This window comes from Streptomyces sp. ML-6, from assembly GCF_030116705.1.
GTDB lineage: Bacteria > Actinomycetota > Actinomycetes > Streptomycetales > Streptomycetaceae > Streptomyces.
The window spans coordinates 3,471,499-3,491,409 of record NZ_JAOTIK010000001.1 but is presented as its reverse complement, the minus strand read 5'-3'; the positions used below and the strand labels follow the sequence as shown (position 1 = coordinate 3,491,409).

Below are 19,911 nucleotides of genomic sequence, written 5' to 3'. Positions count from 1 at the left end.
ACGAATCTGCGAGGCTATAGACGGTGAACGTGCTGGACATCCTGCTGCTGGCCGCCGCCGTGTGGTTCGCGGTCATCGGCTACAGACAGGGGTTCGTCGTCGGCATCCTGTCGGTGATCGGGTTCCTGGGCGGCGGTCTCGTCGCCGTCTACCTGCTGCCGGTCCTGTGGGACCAGCTGACGAACGGCTCCGAGGTCTCGTCCTCGGCGGCCGTCGTGGCCGTCGTCATCGTGATCGTCTGCGCCTCGGTGGGGCAGGCGTTCACCACCCACCTCGGCAACAAACTCCGCCGGTACATCACGTGGTCGCCCGCGCGCGCCCTCGACGCGACCGGCGGCGCCCTGGTCAACGTCGTCGCGATGCTGCTGGTCGCCTGGCTGATCGGCTCCGCGCTGGCCGGCACCTCGCTGCCGACCCTGGGCAAGGAGGTCCGCAACTCCTCGGTCCTGCTCGGGGTCTCCCGGGTGATGCCCGCGCAGGCGTCCACCTGGTTCACGGACTTCTCCTCCGTCCTCGCGCAGAACGGCTTCCCGCAGGTCTTCAGCCCGTTCGCCAACGAGCCGATCACCGAGGTCCGGCCCCCGGACCCGGCGCTGGTGGGCAGCCCCGTCGCGGCCCGCGCCAAGAAGTCCATCGTCAAGGTCGTCGGCACGGCGCCGAGCTGCGGCAAGGTCCTCGAAGGCACCGGCTTCGTCTTCTCCGACCGCCGGGTGATGACCAACGCGCACGTCGTCGGCGGGGTCGACGAGCCGACCGTCCAGATCGGCGGCCAGGGACGGCTGTACGACGCGAAGGTCGTCCTGTACGACTGGCGGCGGGACATCGCCGTGCTCGACGTGCCGGACCTCGACGCGAAGCCGCTGAAGTTCACCGGCGGTGACGACGACGCCCGCACGGGGAACGACGCCATCGTCGCGGGCTTCCCGGAGAACGGCTCGTACGACGTCCGGTCCGCGCGCGTCCGGGGCCGCATAGACGCCGACGGGCCGGACATCTACCACCGGGGCACCGTCCGCCGCGACGTGTACTCGCTCTACGCGACCGTCCGTCAGGGCAACTCCGGCGGACCGCTGCTGACCCCCGACGGCAAGGTGTACGGAGTCGTCTTCGCGAAGTCGCTCGACGACCCGGACACCGGTTACGCCCTGACGGCCGACGAGATCCGCCAGGACATCGAGCGCGGCCGTTCCGCCAACCAGCAGGTCGACAGCCAGGGGTGTGCCCTGTAGCCGTCCGCCACGGCGCAGCCCAGCGACAGCAGCCTCGCGACCGAAGCCCCGCAACCTCAGCCCTGCGGTGAAGTGGCCGAGCGGCGAAACGGTCGAGCGGTGAAGTGGCCGCGATGAAGTTTCGCGGTGAGGCCCCGCCCGTCCGGTCACCGTTCACCGGGCGGGCGGGGCGGGAGTCATCCGCGTGGATGGCGCAACCGCGCCGAGACCCAACGGGCCCTGCGGCGCAGAATGCGCGGGATTCCGAGCCGGGGATCATGCAGAACATGCATGTCGTGCACCCGGCCCCGGGGACCGTCCCCCTCATGAGTGCTCGGACCAGCCATGGCGGTCGAGCGGCGGTTGCGTGCTGCGTCACCGAAGTCGTGCGTCCAGCCCATACCCGGACGTCTGCCCGGGCCTCATGGTCGGTAACCGCCCATCCGTCAGCCAATTGGCCTATGCGCCGGGCAAGTGGCTGTCCGCCGGACATGTGTGCGCACAAGGCTACCGATCGGGCTCGGGATCCTTGAGCCAGTCGATGAGTTCGGTCGAGAAACCGACCGGGTCCTCCTCGTGGGGGAAGTGCCCCAGACCGTCGAAAAGTCGCCAACGGTACGGCGCTTCGACGTACTCGCCGGACCCCGCCGCACTGCGCGTCCGGATCGCCGGATCGAGTGAACCGTGCAGGTGCAGCGTGGGCACCCGTACTGGTCGCTTCATCCGGCGGTTGAACTGGATCCCGTCCGGACGGGCCAGGGAACGCACCATCCAGCGGTAGGGCTCTATCGAGCAGTGCGCCGTCGACGGGATGCACATCGCGTGCCGGTAGACGTCCACCGTCGCGTCGTCGGGGAACTCCGGGGTGCGGGGGCCCGCCCAGTCGTGGATCAGCCGGCCGACCAACGCCGCGTCGTCCGCCATGAGCTGACGCTCCGGCACCCAGGGACGCTGGAAGCCCCAGATGTGCGAACCCGCCCGGGTCTGGGCGAAGTCGGAGAGCATCGAGGAGCGCCAGCGGCGCGGATGCGGCATCGAGGAGACCACGAGGCGGCGCACCAGCTTCGGCCGCATCACCGCAGCCGTCCAGGCGAGGTAGCCGCCCATGTCGTGGCCGACCAGCGCCGCGTCCGGTTCGCCGAGCGAGCGGATCACGCCGGTGACGTCGAGCGCCAGGTTGGCGGGGTCGTACCCGCGCGGCGTGCGGTCGCTGCCGCCGACGCCGCGCAGGTCCATCGCGACGGCACGGAAACCGGCGTCGGCGAGTGCGGTGAGCTGGTGGCGCCAGGTCCACCAGAACTGCGGGAAGCCGTGCAGCAGCAGCACCAGCGGTCCCTCGCCGAGCTCGGCGATGTGGAAGCGGGCGCCGTTGGCGGCCACGTCCCGGTGGGTCCACGGCCCGTCGATCCGCACGGGGCCCCCGGGCAGGACCGGGCCGGGAGCGGTGGGCGGGGCATCTGCGCCGGACGAGGAGAGGGAGATCGGCCGCCGGGACGATCCGGACGAGCCCGGTCCATCCGCAGCCGCCGAACCGTCGCCGACGCCGGGACTCGAACCGCTGCCCGCGGGCCTCGAACCGCCCTCCGGGTCGGGCTCCGGAGCAGGAACGCCGTCCGGGGCCGAAGAGCCGTCCGTACCCGAGCCCAGGTCCGCACTCGTGCTCGTGTCCGAGCCCAGGCCCGTACCCGCACCCGTGCTCGTGCCCAGGCCCTCCGTACCCGTACCCGTGCCCGAGCCCGAGTCCGAGGAGCCGTCCGGGCTGGAAGAACCGTGCGGGCCGGGACGGCCGACCGGACTCGCCGGGCCGGCTGAATCTTCCGGACTTACTGGACCCACGGGGCTCAGTGGGCTCAGTGGGCCGAATGCGCTGGAATCGGGGACCGTCATGTGGACGAGCGTGCCACAGCGGACGCCTTGTCCTGGACCGGCGCCCTCTCCACGGCCCGGTCGGCCGACGTGCTGCCGACGGCGGCCGGGCGGCTCGCCCCCGCCGCGACCTCCGGACGCGGATGCGGCTTGACGCCCTGCAGCACGGCCGCAGTCTGCTTCGCCGAGGCGATGGACTTCTGCGGCGGCTTCACCTTCTTGAACTTGGCGACGGCGAACAGCGCGAGCAGCCCGCCCAGGATGACGAAGGCGCTGCCCACGATCAGGAACGACCAGGCCAGCCCGAGCCCCAGGTTGTGGATGCCGTACGCCGCCGCAAAACTCAGCACCGGGATCGCGAACAGGACCAGCACGCCCGCGATGATGAGCACAATGCTGCCGACGACGCCGCGCTTGACGTCCTGTCGTACTTCCGCCTTGGCCAGGGCGATCTCGTCGTGCACCAGTGCGGACATCTCGGCCGTCGCTGCGGCGACCAGTTGTCCGAGACTGCGCTCGGCACCGCCCGCGTTGTTGCCGGGGTCGCTCATCCCTGACTCCCTCTCCAGTCCTGCTGCTCAACACATCTGGTGTCAGATCATGCCGGACTGTCCGGCTCGTTGCGCGTTGCCCCCGCCAGTTCGGCAAGGCGGCGGTGTTCGGCCGCCTTCCTCTCGTGTATCGCGGCCATCCGCAGGTGGTACTCCGGGTCACCCTGCTCGTAGATGTCGGGCACCCCGTCCTCGTCCTCGTCGCGCTCCTCCGCCTCGTGCAGTGCCCGGTACCTGCGGACCCGGAGCCTGAGCAGTACGGCGGAGAACAACGCGGCCGTCAGCGAACCGATCAGCACCGCGGCCTTGATCTCGTTGATCGTCTCCTCGTCACCGGCGAAGGCCAGCTCGCCGATGAGCAGCGAGACGGTGAAGCCGATTCCGGCGAGCGAGGAGACCGCGAAGACATCCGCCCAGGCCAGCTCCTTGTTCAATTCCGCCTTGGTGAAACGGGTGGCCAGCCACGTACCGCCGAAGATGCCCAGCGCCTTGCCGACGACGAGGCCCAGGACGACGCCGAGCGTCTCGGGCCGGGCGAAGACGTTCGCCAGCGCGCTGCCGGAGAGGGAGACCCCGGCCGAGAAGAGCGCGAACACCGGAACGGCGAAACCGGCCGACAACGGGCGGACGAGGTGCTCGATGTGCTCGCCGGGGGACTGGCTCTCGTCCTCCCGCCGGGTGCAGCGGAGCATCAGGCCCATGGCCACACCGGCGATCGTGGCGTGGATGCCGCTGTTGTACATCAGGCCCCAGATGACCAGGGCGAGCGGTACGTAGATGTACCAGCCGCGCACGTTCTTGCGCAGCAGCAGGTAGAAGACGGCGAGACCGACGAAGGCACCGCCGAGGGCCAGGAAGTCGATCTGCTCGGTGAAGAAGACCGCGATGATCAGGATCGCGAAGAGGTCGTCGACGACGGCGAGGGTCAGCAGGAAGGCGCGCAGCGCGTTCGGCAGCGAGGCGCCGATGACGGCGAGCACGGCGAGCGCGAAGGCGATGTCGGTGGCGGTGGGTACGGCCCAGCCGTCCATCGAGCCTCCGCCGATCACGTTCACCAGCGTGTAGACGAGGGCCGGAGCCGCCATTCCGCACAGCGCGGCGACGACCGGGAGGGCGGCAGCCTTGGGGTCGCGCAGTTCGCCCGCGACCAGTTCCCGCTTGAGCTCGACACCCGCGACGAAGAAGAAGATCGCGAGCAGTCCGTCCGCCGCCCAGTGCTCCACGGAGAGGTTGAGGCCCAGTGACGCCGGTCCGAAGTGGAAATCGCTGACGGCCTCGTAACCGGAACCGAAGATGTTCGCCCACAGCAGGGCGGCTATCGCGGCGACGAGCAGGATGACGCCGCCGACGGTCTCGGTGCGCAGGGCCTCCGTGAGGTAGTTCCGCTCGGGCAGGGACAGACGGCCGAGCAAGGTGCGGCGGGGCGGGGGGGGCGCGGGGGCGGGCGCGGGCACGAGTGAAGACCTCCGGGTCGGTACGGCAGCGATGACATGGCTGATGCACTTGCCGACCAGACTTCCCGGCACACCCTGGGGTTTTTCTATGCGTCCTGTTCTGCTTTTTCTGCTCGCTCTGCTCTGTTTATGTAACAACCACCTTACCCGGGGTGCGCGCGGGACTCTATGCGGTGATCTTCACCCCGGACGCCCGAGGGGCGCCCGGCGCGTTGCCGGACGCCCCTCGGGGACGCACAAAATCGCAGGTGAAGGCGCGTGGTGCGTGCGTACGCGGCGTACGCGCGTGCGGACGCCCGACGCCGTCGGTCCTTCGACGCCGTCAGTCCTCGGAGGAGGTGGACGGCAGCTGGTTCTGGATGAGGTCCATCACCGAGGAGTCGGTGAGCGTCGTCACGTCGCCCAGCTCGCGGTTCTCGGCGACGTCGCGCAGCAGACGCCGCATGATCTTGCCGGAGCGGGTCTTCGGCAGCTCGGCGACGGGCAGGATCCGCTTCGGCTTGGCGATCGGGCCGAGCGTGGCCCCGACGTGGTTGCGCAGCTCGGCGACGAGCTCGTCGGAGGCGTCGGCCGTACCGCGCAGTATCACGAAGGCGACGATGGCCTGGCCGGTCGTCTCGTCGGCGGCACCGACCACGGCGGCCTCGGCGACCGACGGGTGCGACACGAGCGCCGACTCGACCTCGGTGGTCGAGATGTTGTGCCCGGAGACGAGCATCACGTCGTCGACCCGGCCGAGCAGCCAGATGTCGCCGTCCTCGTCCTTCTTGGCGCCGTCGCCCGCGAAGTACTTGCCCTCGAAACGCGACCAGTAGGTGTCGATGAAGCGCTGGTCGTCGCCCCAGATGGTGCGGAGCATCGACGGCCACGGCTCGGTGAGGACGAGGTAGCCGCCCCCGCCGTTCGGAACCTCGTTGGCCTCGTCGTCGACGACGGTGGCCGAGATCCCGGGCAGGGCGCGCTGGGCGCTGCCCGGCTTGGTGGCCGTCACGCCCGGCAGCGGGGCGATCATCATGGCCCCGGTCTCGGTCTGCCACCAGGTGTCCACGATCGGGCACTTGTCGGCGCCGATGTGCTTGCGATACCACATCCACGCCTCGGGGTTGATCGGCTCACCGACCGAACCGAGGACCCGGAGGCTACTCAGGTCGAACTTGGCGGGGATGTCGTCACCCCACTTCATGAACGTCCGGATCGCGGTCGGCGCGGTGTAGAGGATCGTGACGGCGTACTTCTGCACGATCTCCCAGAACCGCCCCTGGTGCGGGGTGTCGGGCGTGCCCTCGTACATGACCTGGGTCGCGCCGTTGGCCAGCGGGCCGTAGACGATGTACGAGTGGCCGGTCACCCAGCCGATGTCGGCGGTGCACCAGAAGACGTCGGACTCCGGCTTGAGGTCGAAGACCGCGCTGTGGGTGTAGGCCGCCTGCGTGAGGTAGCCGCCGGAGGTGTGCAGGATGCCCTTCGGCTTACCCGTGGTGCCGGAGGTGTAGAGGATGAAGAGCGGCTGCTCCGCCTCGAAGGCCTCGGGGGTGTGCTCGGCGGACTGCCGGGCGGTGATCTCGTGCCACCAGACGTCGCGGCCCTCGGTCCACGCGGTGTCCTGGCCGGTGCGCCGCACCACGAGGACGTGCTCGACACCGTCGATGCGGGAGACCGCGTCGTCCACGGCGGGCTTGAGCGCGGACGGCTTGCCGCGACGGTAGCCGCCGTCGGCGGTGATGACGACCTTGGCGTCCGCGTCCTGGATGCGGGCGGCGATGGCGTCGGCGGAGAAACCGCCGAAGACCACCGAGTGGGCGGCGCCGATGCGGGCGCAGGCCAGCATCGCGATGGCCGCCTCGGGGATCATCGGCAGGTAGACCGCGACCCGGTCGCCCTTGCCGACGCCGAGCTCGGTGAGCGCGTTGGCCGCGCGGGAGACCTCGTCCTTGAGCTGGGCGTAGGTGATGGTGCGGCCGTCGCCGGGCTCGCCCTCGAAGTGGATGGCGACCCGGTCGCCGTTGCCGGCCTCGACGTGCCGGTCCACGCAGTTGTACGCGACGTTGAGCTTGCCGTCCGCGAACCACTTCGCGAAGGGCGGGTTGCTCCAGTCGAGCGTCTCGGTCGGCTCCGTGGCCCAGGTCAGGCGCCGGGCCTGCTCGGCCCAGAAGCCCAGCCGGTCCGCTTCGGCCTGCTCGTACGCCTCCGCTTTGACGTTGGCATTGGCGGCCAGATCGGCAGGCGGTGCGAACCGCCGCTCCTCCTTGAGCAGGTTGGAGAGGGAAGGACTTTCGTTGCTGGCCATGCTGGGCACCGTCCCGAGTGGTGTAGACCAATAGCTAGTGGGCAATTCTCTGGCGGCCAAGGGGGCGGGTCAAGCCCCCCTTCGGGCCGATCCTCGCACTGCTCGCCGCCCTCCAGGAAGCACGACAGCCCCTGAACGAAAGTTCAGGGGCTGTTGCCTGGCGCTCACGGCTCGCGACCACGGCGTCAGATTTGCAGTGAATCATGCTGGCCAAGATCGATCAATATACGGTTCCCTGTAACGACAAATGATCATGGTCCGCAGACCATCAGACTGTGCGCCCCCATCCGCCCTCCGACCGCGCGGCCTACCGGCGCCACGTCGGCGAGCAGATCCGTGCCCACCGGCTCGCCGCGAACCTCACGCAACAGGCCCTGGCCGAGTCGGCCGGCCTCGAAAAACAGACGGTCTCCCTCATCGAGAACGGCCACCAGTCGCCGAGGATCGATACCGTGTGGCGTATCGCGCGGGCGCTCGGTGTCAGCGTGGCCGACCTCGTGCGCGAGTAGGGCCCCGCAGGTGCGTCCTGCGAGGCCCCGGCTGGTACTACTCGACGTTCCCGCAACCCCCGCACACGAACTGTGTCTCGCTCGTCGGGACGCCGTTGTCGTCGGTCTCGACCGTCTTGTACATCGTGCCGCCGCACCTGGAACAGCCGCGCGTCTGGATCATCTGGCCCATTCTGGCCTCCATCTCGTCGGTGATCGTCCGGTCGTGCTTCCGCTGCTCGTCCGTGTGGGCGAGAGCGGCGTCCAGGAGCGACAGGGCGGCCCGTCGCTCGGCTTCGCGCTGCTCAATCACATCAGGGGGGTCGCCGGCCCTGGCAACGCACGAACAGGTCGCGCACTGCCAGTAATCGCCGCCCCCGCCGGGGTGCATGCCGGTGTGGCAGTGGGGACACATCACAGCCTGTTCCTACCTGTTCTCCGTGTCTCGCATGCCTCAAGGGCGGCTGCCATTGCCATGCTGGTGCTCCCCGAGAGCTGAGCTGGGTATATCAGCCCAGCTCCCGGGGAGCGTCCGCGCGGCCCGGCCCGCCGGGAGTTGAAGCAGCGGGGCGGGCGCGCGGAGTCTCAGAGGGTGAGCGCGAGAGCGACCACGAGAACACAGGCCGCGGTCATGGTGGCGGCGAAAAGGGGGCCGGCATACCGGCCGACGGCCTTCACCTTGTACCCCGGGTGCAGCGCATGTTGCTCAAGGCGGCACACAGGTCGTTGTGCAGCTCTTCAGCCTCAAGGCGGCTCATCCATAGGCCGCTGTCGGGGGCCCGCAGGTGCCCGTTGTAGAACACCATGAGCGGGAGCCGTAGCCTCTCAAGAGCATCAAGCCCAGCCACGCCGGAGTACAGCTCGAAAGTAGTGGAGGGGATGCGGTCGACCCGCCATCCATTCGCGGGGTCAAACGCAGTGGTGCGGGGGATCATCACTGGCCTCTCTTTGTCCCGGGGGAGCGGACAAGTCGGGGAGGGGCAGTTGCACGGCCCGAGGTCGGACCGGCCAGGTACCCAATCCCCTTCGGGAGAGCCGCGTAGCAGGCCGCGGCCGGGAGGCGCAACAGTGGCATATCGAGCCAGCTGAGCGCGGGCGGTAGACCGGGCCATGTCTCCTGCTCCTTCTACCCGAGGGGGGATGCCCCGGTAGGCGGACGGGGGCGTCCATGCGTACTGCGCCTACCGGGGCGGGGTGTGCCCGGCTCCGGGTGGGATTGCTGCCGGGCACATCACAAGAGTGGCCCCCGCTGGGTACGCTCGGAAGCCGGTGCGTGTTTACAGTCGCTGGTAAACGGGAGATCACGTGGTGTTTGCTTCGAAAGAACTGGACCCGACCGAGAGCCCGTTCAAGTTCCTGGGGAGCGAGATTCGCCGCGTGCGCGGCGACCGAGGCCTGACAGTCGAGCAGTTAGCGGACCTGGTGTTCGTATCGAAGGGCTACATCAGTCAGTTCGAAACCGCGGCCCGTACGCCAGACCAGCCCATGATCCAGCGAATCGACGCCGCGCTACAGGCAGAAGGCCATCTGCTGGTCGTCTACCGGATGGCGACGCGGGCGGGCGCCGCGACCGGCATGGCCGACTACTTCGCGGCCGTCGGCGAGTTGGAGCCGACAGCCAAACGCATCGACTGGTACGGCGGGTCGCTGTTCCCTGGCCTGCTCCAAACACCGGAGTACGCCACGGCGATCACGCGGGCGGCCGGTCCGTTCCGAACGCCCGAGGAGGTTCAGGATCTGGTCGACGCCCGACTGAAGCGGGCGCAGATACTCGACCGCGCGGGGGGCCCGCAACTCCTCACGATCCTCGACGAGTCCGTTCTGAAACGGCGCATCGGCACCCCGGCCGTGATGCGCGGCCAGCTGCTGCACGTCGCCTCGCTCATCAGGGCTTCCAAAGTGGTGCTACAGGTACTTCCGTTCGCTGCTGGGGCACATCCGTTGCTGAGTGGCCAGCTCATCATCATGCGGTTCCGGGATGCCCCGCCGATCGCTTACGTGGAGGCCCCCCACACTGGGACGATGATGGAGAAGGAGGAGACGGTAGACGCCTGTCTCCTGTCATACGATCTCGCGAGGGCCGCCGCTCTGTCGCCGGAGGCGTCCCTACAGCTCATCGAGTCGGCGGCGGAGGAGTACAGATCATGATCGAAACCCCCGACCTCACCGCGGCTGCATGGCGGAAGTCGACCTACAGCGACGGCAACGGCGGCGCGTGTGTGGAGGTGGCCGACGGCTTTACCGGCATCATCCCCGTCCGCGACTCGAAGGTGGCCGACGGCCCCGCCGTGATTTTCGGCAACTCGGCCTGGACGGCGTTCGTCGCCACCCTCTGACCGCTGCACGGCGGGCGCCCCTGGAACGCGAGAAACCGCCCCCTCCCGCATGGTGCGGGAGGGGGCGGTGCTGTTTCGCATCCCCGCAGGTGCGGGGTCAACTGCTTCGTGAAACAGAGAAGCAGATCATCCCCGCTCATGCGGGGACAAAGCGCCTGACATGTGCCGCACGTGCACGCGCCGGGCCAACTCCGCTCGCGCGGAGAGACCGCCCCCGCAGGAACGGGGCCGATGGGAAAACCGTACCCCACAGGGGCCTGCGCGCGCAGAACTTCCGGAGAGTCTGCCGCCCTCTGTACCCCACACATGACGAAACCGCCCCCCTCCCGCACGGCGCGGAAGGGGGGCGGTTTCGTCGGGGTCAGGTGTCGGTACCTGCTGCGATCTGCTGTGTCCGGGCGTCGACTCGGTCGACCGCATCCCGCAAGCTGCGGCCGGAATTGGGATGCAGCTCATGCTCGATCCGGTCTAGCCGCTCCATCACCCCCGGACGGGCCGGTACTCCCGGCCGGGATGGCGTCCCCTGCCAGTCGTCGATGAACTCGTCGACCCGCGACACGATGCGCCGGGCACCGCGGGTGATCCGCCACAGCAGGCCGAGCCCGGCCGCAACGGCGGCGGCGGCCACGGACCAGATAACCGCCGCGTCCACAGCCGCGATGCCGGTGGTGCCCTCGCTCACTCGCGGCCCTCCTCTGCGTGCAGGCCGATGCCGAGCAGGTCGAGCCATTGCTCGACGACCGGGAGCGCCATCACGCGGGAGATGCCGGCCGCGATAGCGAGCGCACCCGCGACCCACGGCAGGGACTCGGGCACACCGGTCGCGGCGACGATCGCGGGGAGCGCGGCGGCCAGACCGACAGCGGCCTGAATGGCGGTACGGATGGCGCGCTTGGTGGTCGGGGTCACCGTAGTCACCGCCCCCGCGTGACGGTGCCGAGAGCCCGCTCGATACGGGCGGCGGCAGCTTCGACCCGCACGGCGGCGGCCTCGGCCCGGATGGCGTAGGAGGCCGCGTCACGGAGCACGGACTCGGCCGCCCAGGTGGGGTTGTCCTTTGTGGCGCGTCCTTCCGGCGGGGTCATCCGGTCGGTACGCCACACGGCGTCGTAGATCTGCTCTCGGGTCAGGCCTGCCATGGGGTCCTCTTCCGTGCTCGGCGTGGTGGGGGTGGTGGGGGTGGTGGGGGTGGGCGACCACCCGGCGGGGTGCTTCAGCCGCTCGGCCACGTCGGCGCGCAAATCGGCCATCGAGAACCCGCGGGGGTCGACCTTGTCGCTCGACCACTCCAGGTGGCCGATCACGGACTTCGCCGACCAGCCGTGCGCCCGGCACAACGCGGCCTGCACCCGGACGATCGCCTCGTACTGCGCCTTGGGCCAGGGGTCCTTGCCGTCGCCGAGGTTCTCGCACTCCCAGCCGTAGAACCGGGCGTTGCCGTCGACCCCGTTCGCGTTGCCCTTCGTGGGCGGGGTCGGGCGTGTGCCGTAGGACTCGGCGATGACCTGGTCCAGGACCCGCGGGTCGCCGCCGCCGGCGTGGTTGGCGCGGCCCCAGCCGACCATGTGCACCCGGCCGTCCTTCGCGATCATCCCGTGGCACAGCGGGCCGGGCAGGCCTGAGTAGCCGTCGCGGACCATGGCGACGGTGGACGCGGTGCCCTTGGTGACGGTGTGGTGGACGATGCTGCCGTTGACCGGCCCCCACGCACCCTTCTGGTTGCGGTTGTGGGTGCGCCAGTTGCCGACTTCGACGACGCGTACACCCTCCGCGCGGAGGGCCGCGAGGACAGCGGCTGCGGTGAGGGGGGTGGCCATATGGTCTCCAGACGTGGAAGAGCCCCGGCCGGGCGGCGCGGGGCTGAGGGGTGAGGGGCGGGTCAGACCAGGGCCAGGGCCATGACCGGCACGTCGTGGTCGGTGAGGACTCCGGCGGCGGACTGGTTGAGCGTGGGCGGGGTGGTGGTTTGCCCCGCGAGGTACCAGGCCCTGGCGAACGGGGTGCCCAGGAAGAAGTTCGCGGGCGCCACCGGCGATTCGTTCTGCACGTGGAAGAACGCGTAATCGCTCGTACTGCCGGTGGTGAGTACCCACGTGATCCAGTACCGGCCGGGGGCCAGGGTGACGGTCGACGGCATCGGGATGGCCGTGGCGCCGATGTGGCTGCTGATCATCTGCGGCGGACTGCCCGCCGTCTGCCCGGCCGCGGCGAGCGCCACGGGGGCCGTGGTTGCGGTGACGTTGCTGCCGTCCTCGCGGTAGATGCCGGCCGCGAACCGGGCCGACGGGACGCCGCCGTACCCGCGCGCGAACATCACTACCGAGTTGACGTCGGTCGGTTCGGTGATGTTGATGCCGCACACGTAGAGCCGTTGCAAAGTCAGGTACTTCGTGGTCGGGTTCGCGACGGTGTACGGGTCGCAGGTCCACGCCTGAAACCCGAGGCTCTGCGGGGTCCAGGTGTTCTGTGGGGCGCTGCCCACGGTGACGGTCCGGCCGTCGCTCTGGAGAACGCGGAGCCGTCCGGCCTGCGAGTAGGCGACGACGCCGGAGGCCGGTGTGGTCGTGGGCACGGTGGCGGCGTTCTGCATGCCGAGCACGTACGTGCCGCCGCCGAACGGGGCACTGGTGGGGCCGATGCCGAGGTTGTAGACGGTGTTCGCGGTGGCGTCGCTGTAGATGCTGCCGCTCGGCAGCACCGAGAACCGGGATCCGCCCGACGGCGCCCCGTAGACGGTCAGCGGGGGGTTCGTACCGCCGCCCCGGATGATGGTCCATACCCCGGTCAGGGTGCCCACCGTCGGCCATCCGCCCGTTCCGGCGGGGCCGCGGATGTTTGCCTTCAGCGCCCACGCCGTGCCGTCGTAGGAGAACAGGTCACCAGTGGTCGTGTTCAGGTAGATGTCGCCCGCCACCGGCGTGATCCCGGTGGCGTCCTCGGGCGAGCCCGCACCGAAATGCCAGTGCGCGCCCGGGTCGCCGGGCTCGCCCTTGCCGCCGCTGTGTGCGTACAGCCAGGCGCGGCGTCCGCCCCCGGCATCCGCCCACATTCCGAAAACGTCGTCGGGGCCCTGGAATCCGGGAAGTTGGCCCATGTCGTCGCTGGTGACCGAGGTGACCGGTGTGCCGCCGAGGTCGAGCAGATCGGTGTACTGGGTGCCGTCGACCGGGGCGGTCCAGAATGTGACCGTGGTGTTCGGGGCCACCATCCAGATGCCGTCCGCCGGGGCCACCACGAAATCGGCGACACCTCGGCCGAAGTCGAACCTTGCCACGTCAGCTCACCACCCAACTCACTGTGGAGCCAAGCACGTTCTGACCGGTGCTGACGCCGGGGTGCTGGGACAGCCACACCTGCCCCGGTCGATCGCTGGCCTTCGAGTAGATGGTGACTCTCCCGATCTGTGAGCCGGTGATGTAGACGATCCCGTATTGGTCACGGGTGGGGTGCCGGTACGCGGCCGGCACGAGCATGGGTAGACGGCTCTCTCCGCCGGCCGCCAAGTTGCCGGCCGCCCGAGTGCAGGACCCAAGCCGCATGTGGACGTTGCCGGAGTGGGCTTCGATGACGGCCTGTGTGCCGAGCGTCCACGCGGATAGCGCCGAGTCGACGGTCACCGGGTCGGCCCGGTCGTAGAGGCTGCGCCAGGCCGCCCCGTCCCAGACCCGTACCCGGCCGGTGTCCGTCTCGTAGGCCATCTCGCCCCGGGCCGGGCGGGGGTTGAGGCGGGTCGACAGCGACGGGCGGACCCGGGCCCCGACGTACAGCTCGGCGCGGGACACGGTCACGGTGCCCGCGCCGTTCGCGACAGTGACCGTGGCGAGCGGGATTTCCCACACCCCGGTCGGGCCCGCGCTCTGCGTGGGCGCCGGGGCCGTGGCCCCGGTGCCCTGCTTGACAACGGCGCGTACGGTCCAGTCGGCGCGGTCAAGGCGCAGCACTACCGCGTCTGCCCGCGTCGAGCCGGACGAGTTCGCGGCGATGGTGAGGGTGTCGGCGGTGGTGCCGGACGACCAGGCGTGCCCGCGCAGCGAGGCGTACACCCCGGCCCGGACCGTGACCGTCAGCCCCGTGCCCGCCGTCACCACCGCGGCGTCGGCCGGTGACCCGTACACCCCGTCGCCGGAGAACGCGGCGGCCAGCTGCTCGTACTCGGCGTCGGTCACCGCCCGGGAGTTGTGGGCCGGTGAGGGCCAGGAGTCCTGAGCCATCTGCTACCTCGCTTCGAGCCGCCCGAGGCGGCGGGTCAGGGTGCGCACCAGGCGCACCATCTGGGGGTCGGTCGTGGCAGCCGGGGACCCGATGACGGCAGACACGTACTCACCGGAATCAGGCGTAGCTTGCAGGTGGATGGAGCGCACCACGTCGGTGACCTCCAGACCGTGCGGCAGAGCGACCGTGACCCGGTCGCCGAGGTCGTAGTCGAGCCCGGCCCGCAGATCCTCGGTATCGACGGTGACCGTAGCCAGCTCGACCGTCGGTCCGGACTCCGCCAGCTCCGCGTCTCCGGCTGCGGACAGTTCGCTGTCGGCGTCAGTGTCGGCGCCGCCGTCGAGATACTGCTCGACCCGCCACCAGGCCGCAGCCGATGCGGGGTCGGTCCGCTCCAGGTAGATGCGGGTCGAGCTCGACTCGGTCTCGGTCCCGGCCACCAGCACGTGTGTGGCCGTCGGCGCCGACAACTTGTACTGGAGAGAGCGCAGGTTACCGAGCCCGGTCGAGAACCGAGCGACCTGGGTGAGGTCGGCGGGGGCGTAGGTCTCGAACAGGATCTGCCCGCCGGACTGGACGGTGCGGAACCCGAGGCCGCCGAAGACGGCGACGCGGCGGCAGAACTCCAACAGCGGCTCGAACCGGGTGGTGGCCGACCAGGTGACGCCGGCTCCGGCGGCCGGGGCGAGCGCGAGGGACGGGATGCGGCGCTCGCTCCGCGCGCCGGGCCCGCACGTCTCGTTCACGATCGCCCGTACGGCCGTCTCGCTGTTGGTGCTGCGGAACTCCCTGCGGGTGTGCGCGGGCTGCGCCGACCAGGCCGCGGCCGGGTTGGGCCAGGTGATGTATCCGGCGAGGCGCGCCAGGTCGTCACTGAACGACACCTCGACCGTGCCGACTCCGGCCCCGACCGACCATGAGTAGTCGGTCGGGATCTCCAGCGGGCCGGCCATCCAGATTTGCCCGTCCCGGATCACGACCAGCCGGGCCCCGGGCTGAAGCTGCGCCATCACCTCTGGGGTGGCGGGCATCTGCACCGCGCCGGTGCCGGGCTCGTTGAACCGGCGCGTGACGTCCAGGGACGTCCAGTTTACGATCGGGTCGCCCTGCACCGTCAGGTTCTCGTCGGTGATCAAGAGGTGGATCATGCGGTCTCGTACCTCGGGTGAAAGGTGAGGTCCACGGCCGACCCTGCCGCGGCACCGTCGAGCTGGAACACGACCGGGGTCTCGCCCGGCGGCAGGGCCCACAGGACCGCGGTCGGCCAGTTGAGGCCGCCGATCAGGTTTTCGCCGGTGTCGGAGCGGACACGGGGCGGGTCGGTCGAGACGGTCACGGTCTCGCCCGCGAGGAGCGGGCCATGCACGGTGTCGGCCATGTCCAGGGTGAAGGACTCGTTGGTGTCCTCCCGGGTGAACGTGATGACCGACGCGGGGCCCGTGATGACCCACGTCGGCCATACCTCGACATCGCCCGGATTCGTCACCGCGCTGGCGCCGAGCACCTGACCGGACGACAGCGACGGGTACGGCACCAGGAAATCGACCTGCGCGCCGGTCTCGCGGTGCACCACCACCGGCACCGCGTCAGCCCAATACGGGTCCTCACACCACAGGGTGACTACCGCACTGTCCCAGGTGATGCCGGTGGCATGCTGGCCGCGCCCGTCCCACCCGTCCGAGTAGTACACGGCGATGCGCCGCGTCGACCCGGACGGCCGGGTGATCTCCAGCGTGCCGGGCCCGTCCCTCAACGTCCTGGTGAACGCCCGCGCCAACCGCCGCCAGTTCGTAGTGAACCGGCTGTGGTCGGCGCCCTTTACGAGCACCGGCCACACGATCGTGCGGGGCTGCGGCTGGGCATGCCGCAGCCGGGCGCCGCCCCGCGGGTGCGGGTCCGACGTCAGCGTGTACGGCGCCGCACCCATACCGGACACCCCGTCGGCCAGGGCGTACCAGTCGGCCGACACGTCCGTCATCGGCCACCGGCCGCCCACCGGATCGATGTACGTAATCGACGCATAGCCGACCTCCGGAATCTCTACCGGGGGTGGTGTCTCCGGTCCCCCCGGTCCCTCTACCGGCGCTGCGATCAGGGGCATTTATCGGGGCCTCCCCACGCGCTGCCGCGCTTCTTCCTGCCGCTGAATCAGCCGCAGGTCATCCACGTTGATTACCGACTGCCGGGGGTAGACGTTGTACGTCACCGCCTGCCGGTCGCTGCCCGTGCCGGGTGCCGGTGCCGGCACGGCTGCCGGGCGGCCGGGCGACGGCGCGCCCCGGCCCACCGGCAACCGGCCCTCGTTGAGGGCGTCCATGAACTTGGTGCCGTACTTCTGCACGGAGCTGGCCTTGATCATGTATTCGCCGGTCGAGCCCCACAGCAGGATGCTGTCGGACGTCGTGGTACCCGGCCCGTGCAGCAGACCACCGCCCGGGTACCCGGGGATGGGGCCGCCTGCTGCCCGGCGGATCAGGCCGCCGTCCGCGCGGGCCTGCGCGGGCAGACCGCCCAGCGCAAGAATCGCGGCCTGCGCGGCGGCGAAACCGGCGGTCCGGACGGAGACCGTGACGGTCTTGCCGTGCAGGCCATTGATGTCCGCCTGCGCAATGCTGAGCTTGCGCTGTAGGTCCCGGATCTCACCGCGGATGTGGGCCTTCTTCTCGCTCGGCGCCTTCCGCAACCGCTCCTTGGCGTCGGCGATCTTCTGCTCCAAGTCCTTGATGTCGCCCCGCAGAAACGCGGTCTTGTTCGGGGTGGCGAGGATCTGGTCGGCAAGGGCCTTGGCCTGGTCCCGGTTGAGGCCCATCTGGTCGGCGTTCCGGATGAGTTGCTGCCGGCCGCGCTCGTAGATGCCGGACACCTCGGACCAGGACGCGCCCGACTCGCGGGCAGCCCCGGTCGCCGCGTCGGTCTTCGCCGCCAAGTCGTTCAACGCGGTTGCGGCGGCGCGCTGTTTCTCCGTGTTGAGAACGAGCTGCCCGCCCTGCATGGTGAGCACACCCGCGTTCTCCTTCGCGGCCTTGGTCGCGGCGTCGAGCGCGGCCTCGAACCCGATCATCCCGGACAGACCCTGACGGTTCACGTCGTTCAGGGCCTGGATGCTCTGCCTCAGCCCGTCGGCGCTGGACTTCTGCGCGTCGAGCCTCGCCTGTACCTCCTGCGCCTGGCGGCCGAACAGGCCCATGGACTCGGCGGCCAGCTGCTGTTCCAGCGCCTGGCCCTTCAACGCGTTCTGGTAGTCGTCGAGCTGGGCGGTGATCTCCTTGCTGGAGAGACCCTGTTCTTTCATGCCCGCGACGATGCGGTCCAGGGCGGCGGCGGCCAAGTCGGCCTTCCCGCCGGACACCATGCCGGCCAGAGCTTCATCCAGGGCCTGGACGTCCTCCTTCGCGTTCTTCACCGGCGTGGAGTCCATGCCGATCAGTGACGTCAGCGACTGCTGGACCTGGTCCCACCCCGTGGGATCGATGGCCAGCTGCATCGCCTCGGTCAGACCGGCGAGGTCTTTGCCCCACGCCTGGAGCGCTTCACCGGAGACGGCGCCCGTACGGCCGAGCGTGGCCAGTGACGTGCTGAGCTTGTCGACGTCCGGCGGGGTGTGCCTGCTCTTCGAGCCGATCGCGTCGAGCCCGATCAGCAGCAGCCCGATACCGGTGCCGGCCATCGCCAGCTTCGCGCCGCGGGACAGACCGCTGATCGCTGCGGTCACCCCACCGATCGCACCGGGCGCTCCGGCCGCCGCCGTGCGCATGGCCATGATCTGTGTGCCCATGACCATCAGCCCGGCCTGCGCCGCGGCCCCGGCCGCCGCCGCCAGGCGCACGGCCTTGATGGCGATGGCCAGTTGCAGCAGCGTCGCGATCGCGTCGGGCGGCACCGCGGCCACGACGCCCGACAGGACGTTGATGACTTCCAGCATGCCGATGCCCACACCGGACCCGGCCTCAAGGATGTGGGCCAGTGCCTCGGCGACGTTTTCCAGGGTGTCCCATACCACCGGGCCGGCCGACTGGGCGTAGTCGAAGAACTGGGCGAGGGGGCCGCCGTCGACCTCGCCTGCTTGCAGCCGGGCGAAGAAGAGCGTCAGGCCGTCGATTCCCTTCCGCAGGGTCCGTTCGGTGAAGTTGGTGAAGCGCTGGTTCAGGGCGTCGAACCCCGGGGTGCTGATGGCGCCGCCCACCATCGTGATCAGCCGGTCGAACTGGGCAGAGCTTCCCTTGACCAGGCCGGTTGTACGGGGAAGCAGCGCGTTGGCGACGGCGATGCCCTTGTTGAAGGGCCCCATGACGTCACCGGCGAGACTGTCCGACCAGTCCTGGTAGGCGTCCTTCAGCAGGCCGACCGCGGCGGCGGCCTGCTGCGTCTCAGGCGGCAGTTTGGCCAGTTGCTTTTGGTAGGCCACCTGCGCTTTCACGGCTTCTTGTGACGCGGCCCCCGACTCGGCGACCGCGTCCTGCCACTTCTTCTCCGCCTCGGCGGCCTCGCCGATCGCGCTGATCTGCGGACCGAGAGCGAGCGCGTAGACGCCTGCGGCCACGGCGACCGCACCGAACTGGGCGGCGACCGCCGCAGCCGATCCGGCCAGCCCTGCCGCGGCGGGAATGGCTGCCGGGGCGAGGCTGATGAGATTGGCTTTCAGCGCCTCGCCCAGCTTGCCCGCGGCGTCGGACATGTTGGCGAGCGAGTCACGCGTGCCGTGCGACGAGTCGGTGAGGCGGCGGGCCGCATCGTCCGCGCCGAGGAACCGCCCGCGCAGGTCCCGCAGCTGCCCGTCGGAGTCGGCGGTGATCCCGGACAGCCGCAGCCGCAGCCGGTCCGCGCTGTCGGCAGTGCCGTTCAGGACGCGGGACAGTTCGTCGCGGCCGGTCAGGGTGAAGGTAAGACGCTCCGCCACCGGTCCACCCCCTATCGTCTGGTGCTACTGGGTAGCCGACCGGATGTGCTGGTCGAGCCACGCGACCGCCGAATGCAGCTCGCCAGGCGACAGGTGGCGGATTTCCCACGGGCGGATGTGCAGGTAGTGCGCGAGGAGCCACCGGTACTCCGTGATCAGTCCCCGGATTCCGTCAGGCCCTGCACCAGGTGGCCTTTTCCCAGATCGTTCAGGGCCCGGTCGACGTCGGCCCGGTCGGCCGCCAGCTTCCGCAGGTGCGGCACCACCGAGTCGATCGCGGCGTCTTCGGACTTGGCCAGAGCTTCGGCGAGGATGTTGGACAGGACTTCGTCGATCTCGGCCCGCTCGATGCGCGCGCTCAGCCGCCGCCGCCACCCCGGCACGTCGAACGTGGCGAACTCCAGGTCCTTCTGTTCCCGGCGCCGGTGCGCCCACAGGACCGCGCGCATTGCGGTGGGGTCCTGCGCGCGCAGCAGGTCTTCGACCCGCCGCCACTGAGTGCCGTCCATCGCTTCCTCGATGGCGGCGGCCTCGATCGCGGACAGGTCATCCGTCGACACCCGCTCTACGGTGCCGTCGTCCTGCGTGTACGAAACGATCACGGTGGTGCTC

Annotated in this window: 19 protein-coding genes; 4 read left to right on the top strand and 15 right to left on the bottom strand. The window is 70.0% G+C overall.

All coding sequences use genetic code 11. The features are described 5' to 3' along the window. Nucleotides 1-23 precede the first annotated feature (23 nt). Nucleotides 24-1,229, top strand: coding sequence for a MarP family serine protease (locus OCT49_RS15245; RefSeq protein WP_283852428.1), 1,206 nt, complete (start codon nt 24-26; stop codon nt 1,227-1,229). A gap of 176 nt (nt 1,230-1,405) precedes the next feature. Here the strand turns inward: OCT49_RS15245 and OCT49_RS15240 are convergent, their stop codons facing one another. The 5 genes from OCT49_RS15240 to acs form a co-directional block, all read right to left on the bottom strand. After that, nucleotides 1,406-1,609 (bottom strand): hypothetical protein, encoded by a 204-nt coding sequence (locus OCT49_RS15240; RefSeq protein WP_283852427.1) that lies wholly within the window; start codon nt 1,607-1,609, stop codon nt 1,406-1,408. A 106-nt stretch (nt 1,610-1,715) separates the two neighbouring features. Continuing rightward, nucleotides 1,716-2,690 carry an alpha/beta fold hydrolase gene (locus tag OCT49_RS15235; RefSeq protein ID WP_283855808.1) on the bottom strand — a complete coding sequence of 325 codons (975 nt, stop codon included), beginning with the start codon at nt 2,688-2,690 and terminating at the stop codon, nt 1,716-1,718. A gap of 401 nt (nt 2,691-3,091) precedes the next feature. Then, nucleotides 3,092-3,625: a phage holin family protein gene (locus OCT49_RS15230; protein ID WP_283852426.1), complete on the bottom strand. Its 534-nt coding sequence runs from the start codon at nt 3,623-3,625 to the stop codon at nt 3,092-3,094. Between the two features lie 47 nt (nt 3,626-3,672). Then, entirely contained in the window at nt 3,673-5,079 is a 1,407-nt protein-coding gene (nhaA, locus tag OCT49_RS15225) for a Na+/H+ antiporter NhaA (protein ID WP_283852425.1), read from the bottom strand. A gap of 322 nt (nt 5,080-5,401) precedes the next feature. Further along, nucleotides 5,402-7,366, bottom strand: a complete 1,965-nt coding sequence (acs, locus tag OCT49_RS15220; protein ID WP_283852424.1) for an acetate--CoA ligase — start codon at nt 7,364-7,366, stop codon at nt 5,402-5,404. 275 nt (nt 7,367-7,641) lie between these two features. Here acs and OCT49_RS15215 point away from each other — a divergent pair, with 275 nt between their 5' ends. Further along, nucleotides 7,642-7,875: a helix-turn-helix transcriptional regulator gene (locus OCT49_RS15215; RefSeq protein ID WP_283852423.1), complete on the top strand. Its 234-nt coding sequence runs from the start codon at nt 7,642-7,644 to the stop codon at nt 7,873-7,875. Between the two features lie 37 nt (nt 7,876-7,912). Here OCT49_RS15215 and OCT49_RS15210 read toward each other — a convergent pair whose 3' ends face one another. Next, complete coding sequence (locus tag OCT49_RS15210) at nt 7,913-8,167, bottom strand: hypothetical protein (RefSeq protein WP_283852422.1); 255 nt, start codon at nt 8,165-8,167, stop codon at nt 7,913-7,915. 992 nt (nt 8,168-9,159) lie between these two features. On the opposite strand from OCT49_RS15210, the gene OCT49_RS15205 reads away from it, so the two are divergent. Next, nucleotides 9,160-10,002, top strand: a complete 843-nt coding sequence (locus OCT49_RS15205) for a helix-turn-helix domain-containing protein (protein ID WP_283852421.1) — start codon at nt 9,160-9,162, stop codon at nt 10,000-10,002. After that, entirely contained in the window at nt 9,999-10,190 is a 192-nt protein-coding gene (locus OCT49_RS15200) for a DUF397 domain-containing protein (RefSeq protein WP_283852420.1), read from the top strand. The genes OCT49_RS15205 and OCT49_RS15200 overlap by 4 nt, the downstream gene beginning before the upstream one ends. 361 nt (nt 10,191-10,551) lie before the next feature. On the opposite strand, the gene OCT49_RS15195 is transcribed toward OCT49_RS15200, so the two are convergent. The 9 genes from OCT49_RS15195 to OCT49_RS15155 all read right to left on the bottom strand — a co-directional run bounded on the left by OCT49_RS15195 (nt 10,552) and on the right by OCT49_RS15155 (nt 19,901). Next, entirely contained in the window at nt 10,552-10,872 is a 321-nt protein-coding gene (locus OCT49_RS15195; RefSeq protein WP_283852419.1) for a hypothetical protein, read from the bottom strand. Beyond that, nucleotides 10,869-11,099: a hypothetical protein gene (locus OCT49_RS15190; RefSeq protein WP_283855807.1), complete on the bottom strand. Its 231-nt coding sequence runs from the start codon at nt 11,097-11,099 to the stop codon at nt 10,869-10,871. Before OCT49_RS15190 ends, OCT49_RS15195 begins: the two co-directional genes overlap by 4 nt. Before the next feature lie 5 nt (nt 11,100-11,104). Beyond that, nucleotides 11,105-12,007, bottom strand: a complete 903-nt coding sequence (locus OCT49_RS15185; protein WP_283852418.1) for an N-acetylmuramoyl-L-alanine amidase — start codon at nt 12,005-12,007, stop codon at nt 11,105-11,107. 62 nt (nt 12,008-12,069) lie between these two features. Continuing rightward, nucleotides 12,070-13,464 carry a hypothetical protein gene (locus OCT49_RS15180; RefSeq protein WP_283852417.1) on the bottom strand — a complete coding sequence of 465 codons (1,395 nt, stop codon included), beginning with the start codon at nt 13,462-13,464 and terminating at the stop codon, nt 12,070-12,072. Nucleotide 13,465: 1 nt separating this feature from the next. Beyond that, nucleotides 13,466-14,401 carry a hypothetical protein gene (locus OCT49_RS15175; protein WP_283852416.1) on the bottom strand — a complete coding sequence of 312 codons (936 nt, stop codon included), beginning with the start codon at nt 14,399-14,401 and terminating at the stop codon, nt 13,466-13,468. A gap of 3 nt (nt 14,402-14,404) precedes the next feature. Then, nucleotides 14,405-15,550, bottom strand: coding sequence for a siphovirus ReqiPepy6 Gp37-like family protein (locus tag OCT49_RS15170; protein ID WP_283852415.1), 1,146 nt, complete (start codon nt 15,548-15,550; stop codon nt 14,405-14,407). Continuing rightward, nucleotides 15,547-16,380 carry a phage tail family protein gene (locus OCT49_RS15165; RefSeq protein ID WP_283852414.1) on the bottom strand — a complete coding sequence of 278 codons (834 nt, stop codon included), beginning with the start codon at nt 16,378-16,380 and terminating at the stop codon, nt 15,547-15,549. The genes OCT49_RS15170 and OCT49_RS15165 overlap by 4 nt, the downstream gene beginning before the upstream one ends. 123 nt (nt 16,381-16,503) lie before the next feature. After that, nucleotides 16,504-19,299 (bottom strand): coiled-coil domain-containing protein, encoded by a 2,796-nt coding sequence (locus OCT49_RS15160; RefSeq protein ID WP_283852413.1) that lies wholly within the window; start codon nt 19,297-19,299, stop codon nt 16,504-16,506. 155 nt (nt 19,300-19,454) lie between these two features. After that, complete coding sequence (locus OCT49_RS15155) at nt 19,455-19,901, bottom strand: hypothetical protein (RefSeq protein ID WP_283852412.1); 447 nt, start codon at nt 19,899-19,901, stop codon at nt 19,455-19,457. Nucleotides 19,902-19,911 lie beyond the last annotated feature (10 nt).